An 18,537-nucleotide genomic window follows, 5' to 3' on the forward strand; every position below is an offset into this window, starting at 1 on the left:
GCTTCCATTGAGTTAGGGCTTGGTGAGAAATGTTGTCGCAAACACTTTTACCTCCCTAATTCTTTGGAAGTTATTAAACTCTAAACAGCTTCATACATAAACTCATAGAGATTTACAGTATTTGCACTCAAATTCAGTATTTATACTTATGTATGAAATTGAGTAGAAGTATCATTTTTTTGCGGTTAATTGATCGCTACTTTTGTAAGGGGGGAGTAGAATAAAAAAGACACCTTTAGAAAGCAGATGCATCTGTACGGCCATGGAAATTCAAACGAAGGTAACAGGTGGGGCTTTGTTTGCTACGTTAAAAGGTACGCTAGACGGTAGTACGGCAGAGGCAATCATTAAAAGGTTGCAGTTGGAGGCCCTCTCACCCCCCCGGCACCTCCTGATAGACATGACAGGGGTGGAGCACGTCACCGCCACCGGCCTGCGGGGCTTGCTGCCGTTTGTGCAGCAGATTCAGAGACAGAAGAAAATGTTACTTCTCTGTGGTTTGAACAAAGCCATAGAAGCGCTTGTCAATAACTCAGGGTTTGATTCACTGGTAAAGGTGCTGGATTCTCCAGAAACAGCTGAGTTGTATTTAAAGAATAATTAATAAATTAAATTGTGTTTTGTGATCCTAAATTACTTACTTTAATAAAAAAAAGCCAATGAAGATCACATATGAGGAGGGGGAGCAGGCGTACATCTTGCGTTTGAACGGCGAGTTAGATGCATCTACGTGCCTGGAGTTAGACAGAGAGATTGAAATGGCATTATGCAGACCTATTGAACAACTCTGGATTGACTTTGAGGAGTTGAAATATATTTCCTCAGCTGGGTTGGGGGTGATGATCTCGCATCTGGGGTCATTTGAGGCAAGAAACATTAACCTGGTGCTTTACGGCATGAGTGACCATGTCAGAAATGTGTTTGAACTCTTGGGCCTGCACATGCTCATGACCATTGTCCCGTCTAAAAAAGAAGCCGAGCTGCAAGTAAAATAACCTCTGCGGCCGTTCTATATCACTCCTTTCTGCCACCTGTCACACCAACTTTATAGGGAAACATTTACGCGCAGTGCTACACGCTCTTCAAACGGGCCTTCTGTGTCTGGCGCGGGCGTCTGCGGGTGCCAAGGGTTCTGATTTTAAGGCGTTTTACAGAAAGTAGCCCCTATCCCTAACCCGGCATTGCCGCCGCGGGGCAGTACCAACGGCAAAGCTGTTTTTGGCCTGTTTTTCTGAAAACAGGCCAAAAACGCAATATAACCTAATGAGGCAGATCAATGGTGACGGTGGTGCCTTCGCCGGGGGCGGAGTCAATCTTAATGGTGCCCTGTAATAGTTTTACCCGGTCTCTCAGGGTAGCAATTCCCATCCCTTTCAGGTTTTTGGTTTGCCATTCTGCCGGCATTCCCTTTCCGTCATCTACCACCCGTATTCTAATGGTAGGGCCCTTGTCTACCACCTGCACCAGGGCAGAGGTGGCCTCTGCATGCTTCATCACGTTGTTGAGGAGCTCCTGCACAAACCGGAACAGGTGCGTCTCCAGGGTATGGTCTACCGGTTGGTCAAAGCCCGTGACCACGCACTGTACCGTAAAGGAACCGGTGGTAAGCCGCGTGGCCAGGTCTTTCAGGGCAGACTTCAACCCGAAATCCTGCAACACCCTGGGTATGAGCTCATGCGCCAGCGTGCGGGTTTCCTTAATGGCCTCCTCCAGGAACCTGGAGACCTTCTGCAGGGGCAGTAACGCTTCTTTCTGCACATTTCCTTCCAGCTGAATGTCTTCCAGGTTGAGTTTGGCGGCGTACAGCAGCTGGGCCAGGCTGTTGTGCAGGGCTTCGGCAATGCGTTTGCGCTCCTCATTCTGGGTGGTGAGCACGGCATCCATGATCCCTTTCTGCTGAGACAGCTTAAAACGGGTTTCTTCGGCCTGCCGCTGCCGCTGTTGCGTGATGTCATGCACAATGCCCAAGGCACCGGCCACTTCTTTAGCGGCATTGGTGAACGGCACCAGGTTCACCTCAAACACACGCTCGGTCTCCAATCCGGGAATCTCATAGGTGGTTAGGTGCTCGCCCCGCAACACCCGCTCTGCCTGCTGCTGCACATAGGTCTGGTGCTTCTTTGCAAAGAGCAACGGCAGTGGCTTGTCTAGCACGTGCTCTTTAGAGACCTGCAGTACCTGTTCCATGGTTTTGTTCCAGGAGGTGACACACAGGTTCTGGTCAAAGGCCATAATGCCGTCAATGCTGTTCTCCAGCAGATTCTCAGAGAATTCTTTCTGGTTGAGCAGGTTTTCCTGCGTTTCAATCAGCTCGGTGATGTCAATGGCGAAGGCAATGCCGTATTCCCTCTTGGGGTCAAACAGCCCGAAATTCTGGTAATAGGCATAAAGGCCGTTAAATTCTTTGCGCTCAATAAAGTTTACCGCCTCGCCGGTCAGAATTTCTTCCAGTGAATTCTCTAGCTGGGGGAAAAATTCAAACAGATTGTGCCCCACCAGTTCATTGTCTGCAATGCCCAGCCTTCTTAAGCCCTTGCCCCGCAGCTCCAGATAGGTGCCGTCTTTGTTCAGGATGCCTAAAATGAGCGGAAGCTTCTGGATGAGCTGGTCTAAGATGAAGTTGCGCCACTGCACCTCGGCCTCCACCCGTTTCTGCTCAGTCACATCCAGACAAAAGCCAATGGCTTCGCCCGAATTGGAATCCTGAAAAAGGTACACCTGTTTGAAGATTTTCTCGTTGTCAATCTCAAATTCGGCCAGGGTACTGATTTTGTTTCCCTGCAAGGTGTCTTTGATCTGAGAATCCAGTTCTTTGTGCACGGCGGCAAAGGTCTGGCCTATCAGTTGGTTTTCTTTGAGCCCCAGCGCCTTTAGCCCTGAGCCCCTGGATTCCAGCACCTGGCCGTCTTTGGCAAAGCGCCAGAGGGTGATAGGCAGGTTTTCCAGAATGGACGTGACGGTTTCATGCATCTGGCGCAGTTCCTGTTCTGCCCGCAGCTGTTCAGTGATATCCTGGCTCACCCCCACCACTTGAAGCGGCTGCCCGTCTTTGTTGCGCTTAAAAATGGTTTCCCGTATAAAGAAGGTTTTCCAGGAGCCGTTTTTAGCTTCTGCCCTGAACTTTAATTCCAGGAACTTGCCGTCTGCCATCTGGGCAAAGTGGTGTTTACGGGCTAAGAAGTTGTCTTTATCATCTGGGTGCAGGCGGCTCAGGAATATCTCCCTGGTGCGTGAGGTAACCTCTGCTGGGGTAAAACCTAATTTCTGGAGAAAGAAATGGTTGCTATAGATGGTGTGGCCCGCCTCCAGGTCATCTACATAAATAAAATCAGGGACGGCTTCAGCCACTGCTTTCACAAAGTGCTGGTTTTCTTTCAACTGCTCATGGGCCACGTGCTGTTCAGTGATGTCTTCAAAGGTGAGCACAAAGCCGTCGTCCATTTTCACGGCCACCAGGTTGAGCCAGTACTCCCGTTCGGCTTTTTTGAAGTGGGCGGTAAAGGTCTGGGTTTCGCCGGTCTCCACCACCTGCGCGTACCGGATAAACCGCCCCGACGTAATTTCTTCCGGTGACTCCTGCGCCATGGTGGTTTGGCTCAGTTGCGCGAAGCTGGTGTGCATGAACTCCTCGGCGGCGTGGTTCAGGAGCAGCCATTTAAAATCTTCTATCTGGCCCTGGCGGTTCCTGATGGCCTTGAACACCTGTATGCCGTTAATGGCGCTGTTGATGATGCCGTTGAGCAACTGTTCACTCTTTTTGAGGGCCACCTCGGCTTTTTTGCGCTCGGTCACGTCCAGGAAAACCAGGCGGAAGAGCGGGGCAGCCCCTTGTTGCGGCAGTTGCACGGCCTCTATCTGGGCGCAGATACGGTCGCCTTTGGGCGGAAACAATTCCAGCTCCGCCCGTTGCGGCTGGGTGCCATCCTTTAACTTCCGGAAGAGGGAGTAGAAGTCGGCAATGCTGTTGGGGTGAATGAAAAAACTGAACCCAATGTCATACAGTTCCATGCGGGGGTGCTGGAGCAAGCGGGCCGCGCTGCGGTTGGCTTCTACAATCACGCCGTGCTCATCTAAGGTAAGGTACCCGAAGGGCGCGGTGTCATACAGGTCCTGGTATTTGTTGCGGGCTTGTTCCAGTTCGGCGGCGTTCAGTTCCAGCTGGTGGTTCTGCATCTCCAGTTCAATCTGGTAAATCTGCAGCTGCTGAATGAGGTTGCGCACTTCCTCCGGCGACATCTTCTCGGCTTCTTCCACCGTGACCAGACGCTGCAGTTTCTCGGCGCGCTCCCGCAATTTTGAGTTCTGGTGTGCCTGCATAGGAAACAAGTCTCGGTTCATCTTAGTGGGGGAAAATGGGTGAACGGGCTGCGTTATGATACAACTCTTTTTAGCGGAACACAAAGTGATAAACTGGTTTTGGTGCTATCCACCAGAAGTCACGCGGCCGTTTTTGGCCTGTTTTCCGGAAAACAGGCCAAAAACGGAACGGCTTCCCAAATCTATTGGCCTTTGTGAACGTTCCCCCTTCGTCACAAAAGCTAAGGCCTCATTTTACCAGGCAGGTTTCTGCCCGAATGTGTACGGAATCCAGAAAGCCTTGTTCCCCATCATCTGCTGCCGTTACCCCTGAAAACCAGCGGCTGTAAAGATTTTTCTATCCTGAACAGGCGGCGGCGGGGCAGTTTCTGTTTTCGGGCTGTTTTGGCCAAAACAGCCCGAAAACAGAAAGAAGTCTCTGGCGGGCGCACAGGCTTACGGTGAATGGTCAACGCAGCGCCTGACTGCCGCTCTTAGAATACGTCAATGGCCAGAATGACTTTAAAGGTTTTGTTGTCTTGGTACGCGACGCGGCGGGTGCTCAGCTTCAACTTTTTGGTGCCTAGCATGGCAAAATCATGCTCCAGTTCAAAATCACGCAGTTCTTTGGCTTCAATGAGGGTTTGCTCCATAGCCTCATGCAGCGCAGGAATGTCCCACTGGCCGTTGCCCAAATGAAAGAGCCATTGGCCGCTCACTTGCTCGGGCACCAGCTTGAACGTCTCAATAAAGTTTTTGCTGGCCATTTCTACCCGCAAGAGGTGGTCTAGCACCACCAGCGGCTGGTGCACCATGTCCACCACCGCCGAGGCGTACATACTGGTGGCCCCCAAATTGATTTCCATCTCTTTGAACGCGGTGATGTTGGTGAAGGTGAGCACCGCGCCGTTAATGAAATTCTCTACCGTGCGGTACGGCATAATGCGCATAGAGTACCACTGCCGCTCATCGGCAGTCTGGATATGGATTTCCTTGCTCTGCAGCTTGGCCAGCACCTCTTTCACGTCTTTGGTGATGTTCTGGTACTTAAGGTTAGAGGCAATGTGGGTGATGGAGCGCCCCACATCTGACCTGATGAGGTTGAAAATCTGGGTGGCCTGCGGCGTGAAGTTCTTGATGTTGTGGTGCTGGTCCAGGAAGATGGTGGCAATCTCGGTGCTGTCCAACAGGTTCTTCATGTCATTGTTGGAGTTGATGAGTTCCTCGGTCTTGGTCTGGTACTGCAGGTTAATGGTCATGAGCTCCTCATTAAGGCTTTGCATTTCCTCTTTGTTCGTCATGCTTTCCTCATTGGTGCTTTGCAGTTCCTCGTTGGCGCTCTGCAGCTCCTCATTGGTAGATTTAAGCTCTTCCAGGCTAGAGTGCATTTCTTCTACCGTGGTTTGCAGCCGCTGTTTGGTGAACTGCAGCTCCATCTCCAGCTGGCCAATAATCTCGTCTTTCTGGGTATTGGTTTCGGCGGTGCCTTTGGGGCTGCGGCGGGGCTTCTTCTTTTCGGCGGGAATCTCCTCAAACACCACCATCAAAAAGTTTTTCAGAATCTCGGGCTCGTGCAGGGGCTTTACGGTGAGTTTTATGAACTGGGTACCCATCTCGTTTCTTACCTGTACCTGTTCTACCGTGACCACCTCATGCAGCAAATGTGCTTTATGAATGGCGTTGTTCAGTTCATAGTTCAGGCCTTCGCGGGCCATGTCAAAAATGTTGAGCTTGGCCTGTCCGGGGGCGGGCTCCAGGTAACGGCCCGTGCGGCCATGGATGTAGAAAATATCGCCTTTGGCATTGACAATCACAGACGGCGGGGCAAACTGGTCCAGCATGATGCGGTGCACCGCCGTGGACATGGTTAATTCTCTATTCACTTGGGAGGCAGGTTCTGGCAAAGGTTTAACAGGTTCAGTGGTGGAAAATGAAAACGGGAAATCAATGCGGGACATGGGCACCGCCGATTCTGACCGCTGGTAGATTTTCCATTTGGCGTCTAAGGTTTGGAACAGGTCTGGGTGCCCGCCAATGGTCTCTGAAGACCCTAGCATTAACAGGCCGCTGGGGTTCAACGAATAATGGAACACGGGGAACACCTTGCGCTGCAGTTCCGGTGACAGGTAAATGAGCAGGTTACGGCAGGTGAGCAGGTCTAGTTTGGTGAAAGGCGCGTCACGGGTAACGTTGTGCAGGGCAAAAACCACTCTTTCGCGCAGCTCTTTTCTGATGTGGTATTGGTTCTCAATCTTAACAAAATACCGTTTCAAGCGTTCCTGTGACACATCGGCGGCAATGTTCTCTGGGTAATAGCCGCTGCGGGCCCGCTCAATGGCCACGGGGTCAATGTCTGAGGCAAAAATCTGTATCTTCAGGTTCTCAATCTCCGGGTATAGCTCAATGCACTCCTGCAGCAGAATGGCCAGGGTGTACGCTTCCTCGCCGGTAGAGCAGCCCGCCACCCACACCCGTATGGTGTCGCCTTCTTTCTTTTCCTGCAGCAGCTGCGGCAAGAATTTGTGCTTGAGCATTTCAAAGGCTTCCTCATCTCTGAAGAAGCGGGTCACGCCAATCAGGAATTCCTTGAACAGCAGTTCCACCTCATTGGGGCTTTCTTTCAAGTAAGCTGCGTACTGAGAGAACTGTTTTATCTGGTGCAGGTTCATGCGGCGCTCAATGCGCCGAAAAATGGTGTTGCGCTTGTACTGGGAGAAGTCATGCCCCGTCTGGTTCTTGATGTAGTAGAATACCTTCTGCAGCGTTAGTTCAGATTTCTTGCTGTCCAGCAATGGGCGGCCTTGCTGGCCGGGGGTGTTGGCGTAGGCCAGCAGCTTTTTAGGCATTTCCCCGGGGGCCAGCACGTAGTCCACAAAATCGGTCTTGATGGCGTTGCGGGGCATGCTGTCAAACAAAGCGGTTTCGGGTTCCTGCACCGTGACCATGCCGTAGTTCTCTACAATGGCTTTGAGGCCCTGCGTACCGTCTGAACCCAAGCCAGACAGAATCACCGCCACCGCCCTTTCGCGCAGTTCACGGGCCAGGCTCTGGAAGAAAAAATCAATGGGCAGGCGCTGGTGGGCAGGCAGGGTAGGCGGCAGCAATCGGAAAGCGCCGCCTTTCAGCCCTGTTTCCTGGTGCGGGGTTACCACGTACACGTTGTCCGGCTCCAGGGGCAGGTCTTGCGTCACTTCATGCACGGGCAGCGGGGTGTGCCGTTGCAGAATCTCCACCATGTTGCTCTTGTACTCAGGGGCCAAATGCGGAATGACCACAAAAGCCATGCCCGTGGTGGGCGGCAGGTTCTGGAAGAAAGCCTCATACGCTTCCAGCGAGCCCGCTGAGCCGCCAATGCCCACTACCAGAAAATTGTCTGGCGCAGCCGCGGCGGTCTTGGCCACGGGGGCCGAAGTCTCAGAAGAAGAGGGTGGGGGAGACGAAGAGGAAATGGGGGCTTTGCTTTCTACCATAAGGTTGTGATTCATGAAGGTAGGCACCCCCGCAAATTCCTCCGCCGTTTCAAAAAGCCGGGAAGAAGAATACGGGTTACTTCCTCTCGGGGGCATACAAGTTACATATTCTGGGGCTCTTTCATTCCTTTAGGGAAAGCTGCGCCGAAAGATACCGTATAAATTCCGGTTACCGTGTATTAATGCTATAGCGGTAAATGCTGAAAAAGTTGCCAGCTCTGCGTTCACTGCCCGGTTCAATGACTTAAATGCAGAAACGCACGTACAACCCCCTGATGCGAACCCACAAAACCCCAACACCACAGCACCACGACATCGTGGTCATCGGCACCTCGGCGGGCGGCATGGCCGTGCTCACCAAGCTGGTCAGCCAGTTGCCCGCAGACTTGCCTGCCTCTATTTTTATTGTGCAGCACCTGGCCCGTGAGTCTAATGTAGAAATTCTAGTCAACCGCCTGCAGATGAACACGCAGCTGGTCTGTGAAGTGGCCGAGCATGAAAAAACCTTTGAGCCCGGCCACCTGTATTTCTGCCCCCAAGACCACCACCTGTTGTTGCAGCGCGGCCGCATGCTGGTGACCAAAGGCCCCCGCGAAAACCTGTTCCGGCCCGCAATTGACCCTTTGTTCCGGTCGGCCGCGGCCGCCTATGACTCCCGCGTGATTGGCATTATTCTTACGGGCATGCTGCAAGACGGCACCGTGGGCATGCAGGCCGTGAAACGCAGCGGCGGCCTTACCATGGTGCAGCTCCCCGCCGAAGCCGAGTACCCCGACATGCCCCAAAGCGTGATGAACGAGATGGAGGTGGACTATGCCGTGCCCGTGGGCGAAATGGGACTGTTGGTGCAGGAACTGGTCTCGGTGCCCGCCTCTACAGACCACCAGGTACCCCAGGACATTCAGTACGAGGCCACCATTGCCGAACGCCTCATGACCCAAGGCAACGGACATTCTGAGGAGATGGGCGTGATGGGGCCGCAGGTACCCGTGACCTGCCCAGACTGCGGCGGGGCGCTCTGGGAAGTGAAGAACGGTACCTTAAGCCATTTGCGCTGCCACGTTGGCCACTCCTTCACCCCTGAAAGCTATCTGCAAGGCAACCTGGAAGCCCTGGAGGAAACCATGTGGGTGGCCCTGCGCATGCTGGAAGAACGCCGCACCATGCTCAGCTCCCTGGCAGACCAGGACCGCAAGCGGGGCAGCAAGTACTGGGCCAGCACCCAGGAAGAACGCGCCGAGGAACTGAAGGTGCACATTGAACGCATCAGGCAGGTGCTCCTGGCCAACGCCAACGCCAAGAACAACCAGCAGTCAGAAGATGAGGCAGACGCCGAACGGGCGTAACACTGTTTTTGGCCTGTTTTTGGGAAAACAGGCCAAAAACGTTACCAACGCCACGTTATTTGGTAAACCGGCATCGCCTCCGGCGGAAAACCAAATAACTTTAAAGGGCTGAGAAATGCGCACTCGTGTGAAGCCGGTGCTTTGGCTACTCAGCTTGTTGCAGTAGGTTTTCCAAAGATTCAAAGGTGAGCGGTTTATTCAGGAAAGCGTCTACCTGAAAATTCTTCGCCCGTTTTACGTCTTTCACGTTCTGAGAGGTGGTCAGCAGGGCTATGACCGGAGTTGAAGGGAGCTTTAACACTTGAAGCGCCTCCAGAAAGGTAAAGCCGTCCATCACGGGCATGTGAATGTCTACCAGAATCAAATCTGGGCAGACAATGCCCGAAGCAGGCGTGCACGCCGAACGCATCAATTTAATCGCTTCCAGCCCGTTGTGCGCCGTAAACACTTGATTGGCTACGTGCTGCCGTTTAAAAATGCTTTTCGCAATAAACAGGCACGCCGGGTCATCATCTACAACTAAAACAGCCTCTAACTTTCTCATGCTGGCGTTGCGGTAACTACTGAATGTGGTGAGATAAATACGTATTTAAGTTTGGAGTCTTTTACCTTCCAGAGGCTATTTGGTTTAAAAATTTCGTTGGAAAATTCACTAAGCAAAAATAAACTATTAGCTATATTGATTTTAAGTGTCTGATAATAAATGGTTTAATTTGACTTTCTTAGTTCAAATGCTAGGTAAAACTTCTTGATTTTCTTCCAATAGAATCAGTATTTATACAACCTTCTAAAAATAAATACCGTTAAGAATCAAGTTGTTAAAATTGGAATGACTATGAGAGCGGAAGAAAAGGTGCTGCGGATAATATATAATTTAGTGAAGGGAGACGGTTCACCCGTACATTTGCCGGTAGCACCAGAGACAATTTGCCAGACGGCGGGGCTGCCGTTAGAACGGGTGCAGGCATGTTGTAAAGTGCTTGAGAACCATGGGTACGTTACCAGCAGCAGAGGCATCAACGGGCCCGTGTATTATTATATTACCAAAGCCGGAATGGCAGAGGCGAAGAAGTCAAATCTCTCCCTGTACTTCTTTTCTCAGGCCAACCCTTCCAGGCGAAGGGTCTGAGAAAGCTTGTTCTGCGGGTAATGATCCTTGGGCGAGACGTCCGTTTTTGACTTGGTTTCTCAGAAACAGCTCAAAAACGGACGTCTCTTTTATTTAGGCTCTACCTGCGCGGGTGCTCTTTGCGCCAGCCCACCACCAGTAGAATAACCCAGACTGGGAAGAAGGAGTTAAAGATAGCCGCAAAATATGGGTCTACCACAAAGGGCAGCACCAGCACCAGTAACAGGTTAAGTACCAGCCCTGTCACGCCAATACGGTAATAGTTGTTCCACTTCTTCATCATCTGGTAAACGTTCTGCGCCTTCCTTTCCTTCGGCATTAACGGGGAAGAGGTTGTGGTTTGGTGCGGAGGGCGGTAAAAAAAAGCTGCCCCTTCCCTGGCCGTTGAAGCAGGTTGAGCCCTGAGGATGCAGCATAGAAGACCCCTCTACCCAGTAAACCTGCTTCTAGATTTTATTGGGTAATTTCTCTGGCACCAGCGTCTGCCTGGGCCTCTGTTTCTGGGCTGTTTTTAGAAAAACAGCCCAGAAACAGAGGCTGCCTTACCGGTAAAGCACATCAAGACGTGCCGGCTACTGGGAGAAATAGAGCACTCCAGACAGCTTTCTGCCCTAGAGGCACATGGGTTTTGCTATCTCCTGCTGGTGGGCGGTTCAGCAGAACAATTATTCCTTCTCCCAAATAACCTGCTCATCTGGCCAGATAGCCACATAAACGGGTTCAGTGGCCCGTTTGCAGGCCCTGAACATGAGGCTGGTTTCAAAGGTGAACTCCACGTTGCCTTGGCTGTCCAGGGCAATGAAGTTGCGGTCTCCCTCAATGCGGTCTTTGTAGAGATGCAGGGCCTCCTGGCTGGCCTCTTTGAGAGACAGCCCTTTGTACTTCATGAGGGCATAGACCTCATGGGCGGTATTGGCGCGCATAATGCCTTCGCCGTCACCGGTGCAGGATACGGCGCAGACGTCATTGTTGGCGTACGTGCCAGCCCCAATGATAGGAGTGTCGCCCACGCGCCCCTGGTACTGGTTCACCAGCCCGCCGGTAGAGGTGGCGGCGGCTAAATTGCCCTGTTGGTCTAGCGCCACGGCGCCCACGGTGTCTTTGCCGTAGGTCGCTTCTTCCTTTTTGGCCTCTTTCAGTGCTTTTTCTTTTTCTGGGGTTTTAAAGTAAGCATCTGCTTTGAACTCCAGTTCCTGCTCATGCGCAAAATCCTCAGCACCGCTGCCGCAGAGCAGCACGTGCTTTGACTGTTGCATGATGGTCTTTGCCAGGCTGATGGGGTTCTTCACGCGCTTTACCCCGGCCACTGCCCCGGCCTGCATGGTCTTGCCGTCCATGATGCAGGCGTCAAACTCGTTGCTTTCGTCTTTGGAGAGGCTGCCCCCTTTGCCCGCGTTGAAGAGCGGGTTGTTTTCCATGCTTTTAACGGCGGCCTCTACCGCGTCTACCGCGCTTCCGCCTTCGTTCAGAATGTGCCAGCCCGCCATCAGTGCGTTCTCCAGCCCCTGCTCATAGGCCGCCTGCCTGGATTCACTGAGATCGTCTGGGCTTTGGTTTTCGGCGCCGCCGTGAATGGCGATCACCCATTTATTTTCCATAGTTGTAACGTTAGGTCGGTTTAGCTGCCCTGTCAGCAGGAGAGCGCTCCTGTGTACGGCTGGGAGCGCCTGCTGTTGACCGGGTTTCTACGGGAAAGGGAGGGGGTTTTTACGGATGCTTTCTTTTTTTTGCCTTCTCAAAAATTTCAAAACCAGGACGTATAGTCTGCTTTTATATGGATTGAGGGCCGGTTGAACACCTGAAAAATCTGGGCGGCTGCTTAAAATCAGTGTTTCCCCTATGTCATTTGCCGTGTTTGTTCCGGCACTTTCTATATAGGCAAAAGCGTATGAAGGATAAATGCTTTTATAACCCTATGGTAGCCTTTGTTCCCCCACTGAAAGAAAAAGAGATGATCCTGCACCCTAAATATTTGAAAAGCTGGAAAGCACAGAAGCCAAAAGCTCTGCTGGGGAGGCGTACCAGCAAGGGTAAGACCAAATAGATTCTATTTCAAAGTCCTTATTAGTTGTCAGAGAAAAGATATATGCAGAAGATCATCACAGAAAAAATTGGAGATAAGTTAATTGTACTGTTGCAGGGAGATGTAAACGCGGCCGATGTGCGCCTGAGCCGCCGTCTGCAGCCACCCCGCGCCGCCCCGCTGGAGTGCCACCTCTGGATTGACTGCGCCAGCATACAGTGTGTCAAAACCCATGGCTTCTGCCATTTTATAAACCAGTTGCTGCTCCTGAAAAGCCCCCAGGTCAAGATCACCTTGCTGAACATGAGCCCTCTTCACCAAAAGCTGCTGCAGGCCATGCACCTGACTTCTTTTTTTTCGGTACTGCCAGATTTTGAAGAGGCGTACCATATGGTGCAGGCTTGTTGAGGAGGCAATAACGGTAGATGTACCTGGTATGGAGAGGGTGATAGATAGAAATCTGGGCGGTTTCCAGGACCTGGAGGAGGCCCTGGGTTATTTGCGGTCGCAACGGTACCGCCACACGTTTCAATACGGGGGGCAGGTGCCCTGAAACCGGCTACAGTTACCTGCCTGAAGAGCTGGTCATGCATGCCTGCCACCGCTTCAGCCAACGCGGCGGCACCAATACTGTCACGGTTCTGTACGCCGTAAGTACCCAAGACGGGCAGAAGGGGTTGATTCTGGACAATTGCAGCACCTACGGAAATCTGTTGTTTGGGGAGTATCTGGTCAGGATGAAACGGCAGCAGCTGTTGCCCACGCCAAGCCAGCCGGAAAACAGAAAACGAGCGTAAGGCAGCGGGGCCGGTTTCCTATAACTTCCTGACCCTGGCCAATTATTTGGGAAGGCCTACTGCCACTGCGTAGGAGAACCTGGGCAGGAAAAGGTGGGGCATCTCTGTGAAAGCCTACTACCTTTCTGTTTTGGGCCTGTTTTCTGAAAAACAGGCTCAAAACAGAAAACGCTAGGTACGTGACCTGAGCAACCAGTGGATAGGAGCGGTTTGCCTGCCCCGTGCCCACTGGGGAGGCACGGGGCAGACGAGCAGAAAAGACCGCAACAGGAGTTGGTTACCCAAACGGCACCATCTCGGCCCACAGCTGCTCAAACTGTTTACTATATGCCGCGGCCACGTGTCTGTCTGCGGTGACCAGCACATTCTCATGGTTATACAGGGCGGCGCTCCTTGTCCAGTTGTAGGAGCCGGTAAGCACGTGGCTGTGATCAGCAATGGCAAACTTATGGTGCATGTGGTTAGAGGTGTTGTCTACCCTGATCTCTAAGCCTTGGTTTGCCAGTTCCCTAATGTCTGAGCCTTTGTCAAACAGCTTCTCATTGTCTGTGAGCAGCAGAATTTCCACACCGTTTTGGTAGGCGTCTACAATGGCCCGGGTAATGCGGTCATCTGAGATGGTGAAGACACAGATATGCAATGACTGTTTGGCTGATCGTATGAACTGCAGAATGGCGTTCAGGCAATCATCGCCGGGGCTGAAATACACGCCGCTCCTGATTGCGGAGGAACCGGAAAAAGAGGAAAAGAAGCTCATATTGGGCAGAGGAAATGGTTGTTTACGTTTTTCTAAAAGCGCAGAAACTGCGCAGAAGTACCAGGGCGCACCTTCTTCATTTATTCATGGGCTCAGAAGCATGCTCTACTCCTATAAAGGGGTGCTTTTTCTGTTTTCGGCCTGTTTTCCAGAAAACAGGCCGAAAACAGAAAGCTTCTTACCCTAAGCTACCCTGTAGAAGTTGGTGCATCTGTATTCCTGAAGGCCCCACCTTCCTAAGACGGAACCTTCGCCTGCCACCTTCGCAGGTACTTCCCTGTTGGGGAAGGGCAGAGTTCAAAGGGGGTGGTCAATTGCTTTCTGATTTCTTACTCCCCCATCAGTTTTTTCACCAGGCTCTCCAACTTGGTAAGCCGCTCCTCCAGGGAAGAGGGTGATTTGAGATACGTGCTGTAGAACCCGTCTACGTGCCAGAATTCCGTTACTTCCTCCAGCGGCTGAAGGAGGTGGTCATAGTCGGGGTTGTCGGCCTTGAGCAGGAGGGCGCCTTCATCAGTGAGGCCCTGAAAGCGGCGGGTGATGAGTTTGTTGGCGGTCACCACCACGTACACCTCATTGGGTTTGAGCTGAGAGGCGTCAACGGGCAGGGTGGTGCAATACAGGAGATCCCCGTGCCTGAGGCCGTGCTGCTGGTACTGCATCTCAGAGCCGGTGTGCTCAAACGCGCGGTGCAGCACCTGCTGCTGCCCTGGCAGCAGCAAAGTGGGCAGATTGTCTAAAAACTCCCGTTCCTGCCGCCGTACAAAGTAATTGTCCTGCTCACTGGCCATCACCAGTGCCGCCCGCAGAACGGGGGCTTCTTCTGCGTCTGCTACTTTTATGAGCAGCTGGTTCTGGTGAAGGTCCCGCTTGAAGATGTCGAACCCATACAAGTCATTGACGGTGAGTTCTTTGGTGATAAGCAGGTCCAGGCTTACCCCAAAATGCCTGGCAATCTGAATCAAGGTGTCAATCTTAGGTTCAGATCTTCCTTCTTCATACGCCCCCACGCTAGGACGCGCCAGATCAAAGAGTTGCGCAAAGGCGGCTTGGCTCAAATTCTTAACCGTCCTGATCTTCTTGATGTTTTTCCCGATGCACGACATGTAAAAATATTTTTAAAAATAAACCTGCTACAATTTTGAGCGTATCTATTTTTTGTAGTATACTTGTGACGAATTCTGGGCAAGATAAGGAGAGATTCTTAAAGTTGTGCTACAAGCATGAGCAGCGGGAGCCAAATTCTTCTTATCTCGGCGCAATTGACAGAAATAAAAGAAGCAGGAGCAGTGGTCAGGATTATGAGCAGCGGTTATTTGTAAATTCTTTTAAAAAGAATACCCTTGCCCCGGCCGAAGGGACGGACAGGAAAAGTTTTAGAAACAACTCCATAGCACCATGAAAAATAAGAACCTTTACTACGCTTTGGCAGCCTTTGCCCTGATAGTGGCCGTTGTGTTGAACCTTTTGCATGTGGCCTCTTCATCTGTTCTGCTGGGAGGAGCTTATGTAACAGGCAGGCTGCTGATGCTGTGGCACGCCAGACAACTGGAAAAGCAGCTGCCGCAGACGGTAGTGGCGAGCAGCAAAATGGGGGTTCAGCGTATGGCCGCCCTTTTAATACTGGGTGTAGCCGTGCTGCATTTAATGCATTGGCCTTTTGCGAACCAACTGCTGTTGATCGCCTTAGGGTTTGATCTTTGGGCGCAAAGCCGTTATCTTAAGAAGCTGGAGCAGCAGCAACCTTTAGAAGATACACATTAAGTACACGCTGTTCAGAAACAATAAGACACACTCGGCTTGCCAGGCCGCTTATATAAAAAACCATGAAAAGTAACACCGCACACCGTTTTATAGCACTCGCTGTCACCTATGTGGTGGTGAAGCTGCTCCAATACCTGGCCGGGTTTGAGTACAGCCCTTTTGAAGAAGGTGTGTTCACGTACAAATTTCTGGCAGATGTGGGGGCATGGGCCCTGGTGTATGTGCTGGTGTATTCGCTGTTGAAAAAAATCTATGCCCCAAAGAAAGAGGCTGCCCAGAAAACAGAGATCTGAAATTCATAGCTTGTAGCTGCTTATTTAATAAACTATGGGAAACCACTACTTCCACAAAGTGAAAGAGTTTTTGCTGGAACTGGATTTCACCATCACCTTAGAAGACCCGCGCGACCGCGTGTTGGTGGTGGAGAAGGAAAGCCTGGGCATTAAGAATCTGGTGATTGGCTGCACAGACCCGCTCCTGATCATGGAGCAGTACCTGCTGGAACTGCCCAAGGTCACGGTGGAGATCTGCCAGAGCCTGCTCCAGAAAAACCGCGATATCATTCACGGCGCCTTTGTGCTGGATGAATCTGGCCGCCGGCTCATCTTTAGAGATACGCTGCAGATGGCCAAACTGGACCTCCATGAGCTTGAGGCGAGCCTCAACTCCCTCGCGCTTTTGCTGAGCGAATACTCAGACCAACTCATCACCTTCTCAAAAAACTAAAGCTTCAGAACTATGAATATCCTGAAACGCATTTTCAAAATCGGCCAGGCCGAAGCCCACTCGGCGGTAGACCAGCTGGAGAGCCCCATCAAGATGACCGAGCAGGGCATCAGGGACATGAAAGAAGACCTGGACAAGAGCCTGCGCGCGCTGGCCGAGGTCAAAGCCATGGCCATCAGGTCCCGCAACGATGTGGAGAACTACAAAGCCAAGTCGCAGGACTATGAGAACAAGGCGGTGCAGCTCCTGCAGCGCGCCCACCGCGGTGAACTGGCTTCAACGGAGGCCGATAGACTGGCCGGCGAGGCGCTGGTGAAGAAAGAGGAGAACATGGCCCTTTCTGCCAGTGCGCAGGAAGACCAGCTCAAGTTTGAGAAATCTGTGGCGCAGATGGAAGGCAACATCAAGACGCTCAAATCAACCATCAGCAAATGGGAAAACGAGTTGCGCGTGCTCAAGTCACGGGTAACGGTGAGCAACGCCACCAAAACCATCAACAAGCAGTTGGCGCAGATAGACTCCTCTAGCACCGTGGCCTTGCTGGAGCGCATGAAAGAGAAAGTGGCCGTTGAGGAAGCCCTGGCTGAGTCTTATGGTGAAATTGCCAACGAAAGCCGCAGTATTGACCAGGAGATTGACAAGGCCCTTGAAACCAGCTCGGCCCAAAAATCAGCCAAAGAAGTAGAGGCACTCAAGGCAAAGCTGGGCATCAACGCGGGAGCCGCAGACGCAGCTGCCGCTCCAGGAACTACCGCTTCGCCAGAGCAGGCAGGCTAATGCGTTTTCGGCCTGTTTTCTGAAAAACAGGCCGAAAACGGAAACGTCCGCCGGAGGCGAGCAGAGGGGGCAGGCGAATTTGTCTTCTACGGTTTGCTCTCCGGGAATTATAGTCCCGAACCCTTCTGTCGGGGAGTTGTAATCCCCGTTGCTAGCCAGTAGCAAAAGCGCAGGCCTGGGGATTGATAAATCCCCGACAGAGGACTTTCAATACTGCTGTTCGGGATTTCTAATCCCGAACTAATCATCCGGGGATTTCCAATCCCCACAGCAGACAAGTTAGAAAAGCAGTGGCGCTGGGATTAGAAATCCCCGACTTAAGAGCGATGGCGATGAAATTCGAAAGAGCGATGGCCCCCTGCCCTTCCGGATTGCAAATCCGGAAGGGCTTGCTTTCCTCTTGAAAGCGAACGGACAAACCACAGAACCACCACCTGTTTTAGGGCTACTTTTTCAAAAACAGCCCCAAAACACACGCTTGCATTGACTCAGAACTCAGGACTTAAGACTCAGAACTCCTTTAACAAGATGGGAAAGATTGGATTTATGTTTTTCGCGGCGGTTGGTATTTGGGTAGTGACAGCGGGGAGTGGGGGATACCAGCAGCCGGTGGCGGTGTGGCCAGATTTTACGGAAGCCAAGGCAACGGTGGCCGCCGCCAGTGCAGAGGTGTGGCAGACGGTACTGCTGGAGCTGCTTCCGGCCAAGCTGCTTCCATAACAGGAACACCGCCGGCCGAGCCTGAAATTGTCCAAAAAAAATCAGGAAAGCCCTAGGAAGTGCCTGGGAATTTGTAGATTTAGAAAGTGAAATAGAACGGTGTATGGTAGAACTTGTACAAGCCTCTTTTGCGCCCGCCAACGTGCTGGCCACCGGTTTGCTCATTTTTGTGATGCTTTACTGGGTCATTGTGATTGTGGGGCTGCTGGACATGAGTTCCCTGGACGTGGAGGTTGAAACAGACATTGACGGAGAAGGCATTGGCGCAGTGGCGTGGCTCAACTCGGCACTGGCGTTTTTCAACCTGGGCCGCATCCCGCTCATGTTCTTCCTGTCGTTCTTCGCGCTGCCGTTCTGGTTTCTGAGTCTGGGCGTGAATGAGCTGCTGGGCACCCATGACAGCTGGCTGGGGTTCACCTTCATTCTTCCGCTGGCGGTGGTTTGTCTTTTTGTGGCGAAACTACTTACCTGGCCGTTTGTGAAGCTGTTCTCCGTGATGGAAAAAGAGCAGGCTCCCAAAACTACCGTCATTGGCCAGGTGTGCACCATCATGCTGCCCGCCAACGCCACCCAGATTGGGCAGGCCGCCGTGCAGACCAACGGCTCGCCGCTTTTGCTCAACGTGAAAACCACGCAAGGCCACCTCGTGAAAAAAGGCGAAACCGCGCTGGTGATTGATTACCTCCCAGAAAACCAATTGTATTTAATAGAACCATACGAATCTCTTTAACC

At 52.1% G+C, this 18,537-nt stretch carries 19 protein-coding genes; 12 read left to right on the top strand and 7 right to left on the bottom strand.

The window, feature by feature from the left end; genetic code table 11:
• Positions 1 to 262 precede the first annotated feature (262 nt).
• Entirely contained in the window at positions 263 to 604 is a 342-nt protein-coding gene (locus tag FHS90_RS18525; protein WP_066839425.1) for an STAS domain-containing protein, read from the top strand.
• 55 nt (positions 605 to 659) lie between these two features.
• A complete protein-coding gene (locus FHS90_RS18530) occupies positions 660 to 995 on the top strand; it encodes an STAS domain-containing protein (protein WP_066839427.1) in 336 nt (111 codons plus the stop codon).
• 265 nt (positions 996 to 1,260) lie between these two features.
• On the opposite strand, the gene FHS90_RS18535 is transcribed toward FHS90_RS18530, so the two are convergent.
• Positions 1,261 to 4,317 carry a PAS domain-containing sensor histidine kinase gene (locus FHS90_RS18535; protein ID WP_182514135.1) on the bottom strand — a complete coding sequence of 1,019 codons (3,057 nt, stop codon included), beginning with the start codon at positions 4,315 to 4,317 and terminating at the stop codon, positions 1,261 to 1,263.
• Between the two features lie 473 nt (positions 4,318 to 4,790).
• Positions 4,791 to 7,781: a CheR family methyltransferase gene (locus FHS90_RS18540; RefSeq protein ID WP_182514136.1), complete on the bottom strand. Its 2,991-nt coding sequence runs from the start codon at positions 7,779 to 7,781 to the stop codon at positions 4,791 to 4,793.
• Positions 7,782 to 8,041: 260 nt separating this feature from the next.
• On the opposite strand from FHS90_RS18540, the gene FHS90_RS18545 reads away from it, so the two are divergent.
• On the top strand, positions 8,042 to 9,112 hold the full coding sequence (locus FHS90_RS18545) for a chemotaxis protein CheB (RefSeq protein ID WP_182514137.1): 1,071 nt from the start codon (positions 8,042 to 8,044) through the stop codon (positions 9,110 to 9,112).
• 145 nt (positions 9,113 to 9,257) lie between these two features.
• Here the strand turns inward: FHS90_RS18545 and FHS90_RS18550 are convergent, their stop codons facing one another.
• Positions 9,258 to 9,656 (bottom strand): response regulator, encoded by a 399-nt coding sequence (locus FHS90_RS18550; RefSeq protein WP_182514138.1) that lies wholly within the window; start codon positions 9,654 to 9,656, stop codon positions 9,258 to 9,260.
• Positions 9,657 to 9,947: 291 nt separating this feature from the next.
• On the opposite strand from FHS90_RS18550, the gene FHS90_RS18555 reads away from it, so the two are divergent.
• Positions 9,948 to 10,241 (top strand): hypothetical protein, encoded by a 294-nt coding sequence (locus FHS90_RS18555; RefSeq protein WP_182514139.1) that lies wholly within the window; start codon positions 9,948 to 9,950, stop codon positions 10,239 to 10,241.
• Between the two features lie 100 nt (positions 10,242 to 10,341).
• Here FHS90_RS18555 and FHS90_RS18560 read toward each other — a convergent pair whose 3' ends face one another.
• Both FHS90_RS18560 and FHS90_RS18565 read right to left on the bottom strand, forming a co-directional pair.
• Positions 10,342 to 10,560, bottom strand: a complete 219-nt coding sequence (locus tag FHS90_RS18560) for a hypothetical protein (protein ID WP_066835764.1) — start codon at positions 10,558 to 10,560, stop codon at positions 10,342 to 10,344.
• Positions 10,561 to 10,906: 346 nt separating this feature from the next.
• Positions 10,907 to 11,839: an isoaspartyl peptidase/L-asparaginase family protein gene (locus FHS90_RS18565; RefSeq protein WP_182514140.1), complete on the bottom strand. Its 933-nt coding sequence runs from the start codon at positions 11,837 to 11,839 to the stop codon at positions 10,907 to 10,909.
• A gap of 488 nt (positions 11,840 to 12,327) precedes the next feature.
• On the opposite strand from FHS90_RS18565, the gene FHS90_RS18570 reads away from it, so the two are divergent.
• A complete protein-coding gene (locus FHS90_RS18570; protein ID WP_182514141.1) occupies positions 12,328 to 12,672 on the top strand; it encodes a hypothetical protein in 345 nt (114 codons plus the stop codon).
• A 179-nt stretch (positions 12,673 to 12,851) separates the two neighbouring features.
• Positions 12,852 to 13,061, top strand: a complete 210-nt coding sequence (locus tag FHS90_RS18575; RefSeq protein ID WP_182514142.1) for a hypothetical protein — start codon at positions 12,852 to 12,854, stop codon at positions 13,059 to 13,061.
• 277 nt (positions 13,062 to 13,338) lie between these two features.
• Here FHS90_RS18575 and FHS90_RS18580 read toward each other — a convergent pair whose 3' ends face one another.
• Together FHS90_RS18580 and FHS90_RS18585 are read right to left on the bottom strand one after the other, a co-directional pair.
• Entirely contained in the window at positions 13,339 to 13,818 is a 480-nt protein-coding gene (locus FHS90_RS18580; RefSeq protein WP_182514143.1) for a phospholipase D-like domain-containing protein, read from the bottom strand.
• A 329-nt stretch (positions 13,819 to 14,147) separates the two neighbouring features.
• On the bottom strand, positions 14,148 to 14,924 hold the full coding sequence (locus tag FHS90_RS18585) for an XRE family transcriptional regulator (protein WP_182514144.1): 777 nt from the start codon (positions 14,922 to 14,924) through the stop codon (positions 14,148 to 14,150).
• Between the two features lie 292 nt (positions 14,925 to 15,216).
• Between FHS90_RS18585 and FHS90_RS18590 the strand changes: the two genes are divergently transcribed.
• The 6 genes from FHS90_RS18590 (at position 15,217) to FHS90_RS18615 (ending at position 18,535) form a co-directional block, all read left to right on the top strand.
• Positions 15,217 to 15,582, top strand: a complete 366-nt coding sequence (locus FHS90_RS18590; protein ID WP_182514145.1) for a hypothetical protein — start codon at positions 15,217 to 15,219, stop codon at positions 15,580 to 15,582.
• A 62-nt stretch (positions 15,583 to 15,644) separates the two neighbouring features.
• Entirely contained in the window at positions 15,645 to 15,875 is a 231-nt protein-coding gene (locus tag FHS90_RS18595) for a hypothetical protein (protein ID WP_182514146.1), read from the top strand.
• A gap of 34 nt (positions 15,876 to 15,909) precedes the next feature.
• Entirely contained in the window at positions 15,910 to 16,308 is a 399-nt protein-coding gene (locus FHS90_RS18600) for a YbjN domain-containing protein (RefSeq protein ID WP_066835747.1), read from the top strand.
• 12 nt (positions 16,309 to 16,320) lie between these two features.
• Entirely contained in the window at positions 16,321 to 17,085 is a 765-nt protein-coding gene (locus FHS90_RS18605; protein WP_182514147.1) for a PspA/IM30 family protein, read from the top strand.
• 528 nt (positions 17,086 to 17,613) lie between these two features.
• On the top strand, positions 17,614 to 17,805 hold the full coding sequence (locus tag FHS90_RS18610) for a hypothetical protein (protein ID WP_153042746.1): 192 nt from the start codon (positions 17,614 to 17,616) through the stop codon (positions 17,803 to 17,805).
• A gap of 103 nt (positions 17,806 to 17,908) precedes the next feature.
• A complete protein-coding gene (locus FHS90_RS18615; RefSeq protein WP_182514148.1) occupies positions 17,909 to 18,535 on the top strand; it encodes a hypothetical protein in 627 nt (208 codons plus the stop codon).
• Positions 18,536 to 18,537 lie beyond the last annotated feature (2 nt).

The sequence above is a fragment of the Rufibacter ruber genome (assembly GCF_014138425.1).
In the GTDB taxonomy this organism is placed as follows: Bacteria; Bacteroidota; Bacteroidia; order Cytophagales; family Hymenobacteraceae; genus Nibribacter; species Nibribacter ruber_C.

Excerpts from the sequence above, each read along its gene's own strand:
- FHS90_RS18600 (WP_066835747.1), top strand. The coding sequence starts at position 15,910 with ATGGGAAACCACTACTTCCACAAAGTGAAAGAGTTTTTGCTGGAACTG.
- FHS90_RS18605 (WP_182514147.1), top strand. The coding sequence starts at position 16,321 with ATGAATATCCTGAAACGCATTTTCAAAATCGGCCAGGCCGAAGCCCAC.
- FHS90_RS18590 (WP_182514145.1), top strand. The coding sequence starts at position 15,217 with ATGAAAAATAAGAACCTTTACTACGCTTTGGCAGCCTTTGCCCTGATA.
- FHS90_RS18530 (WP_066839427.1), top strand. The coding sequence starts at position 660 with ATGAAGATCACATATGAGGAGGGGGAGCAGGCGTACATCTTGCGTTTG.
- FHS90_RS18575 (WP_182514142.1), top strand. The coding sequence starts at position 12,852 with ATGCATGCCTGCCACCGCTTCAGCCAACGCGGCGGCACCAATACTGTC.
- FHS90_RS18525 (WP_066839425.1), top strand. The coding sequence starts at position 263 with ATGGAAATTCAAACGAAGGTAACAGGTGGGGCTTTGTTTGCTACGTTA.
- FHS90_RS18540 (WP_182514136.1), bottom strand. The coding sequence starts at position 7,781 with ATGAATCACAACCTTATGGTAGAAAGCAAAGCCCCCATTTCCTCTTCG.
- FHS90_RS18550 (WP_182514138.1), bottom strand. The coding sequence starts at position 9,656 with ATGAGAAAGTTAGAGGCTGTTTTAGTTGTAGATGATGACCCGGCGTGC.
- FHS90_RS18610 (WP_153042746.1), top strand. The coding sequence starts at position 17,614 with ATGGGAAAGATTGGATTTATGTTTTTCGCGGCGGTTGGTATTTGGGTA.
- FHS90_RS18595 (WP_182514146.1), top strand. The coding sequence starts at position 15,645 with ATGAAAAGTAACACCGCACACCGTTTTATAGCACTCGCTGTCACCTAT.
- FHS90_RS18570 (WP_182514141.1), top strand. The coding sequence starts at position 12,328 with ATGCAGAAGATCATCACAGAAAAAATTGGAGATAAGTTAATTGTACTG.
- FHS90_RS18560 (WP_066835764.1), bottom strand. The coding sequence starts at position 10,560 with ATGCCGAAGGAAAGGAAGGCGCAGAACGTTTACCAGATGATGAAGAAG.
- FHS90_RS18555 (WP_182514139.1), top strand. The coding sequence starts at position 9,948 with ATGAGAGCGGAAGAAAAGGTGCTGCGGATAATATATAATTTAGTGAAG.
- FHS90_RS18585 (WP_182514144.1), bottom strand. The coding sequence starts at position 14,924 with ATGTCGTGCATCGGGAAAAACATCAAGAAGATCAGGACGGTTAAGAAT.
- FHS90_RS18615 (WP_182514148.1), top strand. The coding sequence starts at position 17,909 with ATGGTAGAACTTGTACAAGCCTCTTTTGCGCCCGCCAACGTGCTGGCC.
- FHS90_RS18565 (WP_182514140.1), bottom strand. The coding sequence starts at position 11,839 with ATGGAAAATAAATGGGTGATCGCCATTCACGGCGGCGCCGAAAACCAA.
- FHS90_RS18535 (WP_182514135.1), bottom strand. The coding sequence starts at position 4,317 with ATGCAGGCACACCAGAACTCAAAATTGCGGGAGCGCGCCGAGAAACTG.
- FHS90_RS18580 (WP_182514143.1), bottom strand. The coding sequence starts at position 13,818 with ATGAGCTTCTTTTCCTCTTTTTCCGGTTCCTCCGCAATCAGGAGCGGC.
- FHS90_RS18545 (WP_182514137.1), top strand. The coding sequence starts at position 8,042 with ATGCGAACCCACAAAACCCCAACACCACAGCACCACGACATCGTGGTC.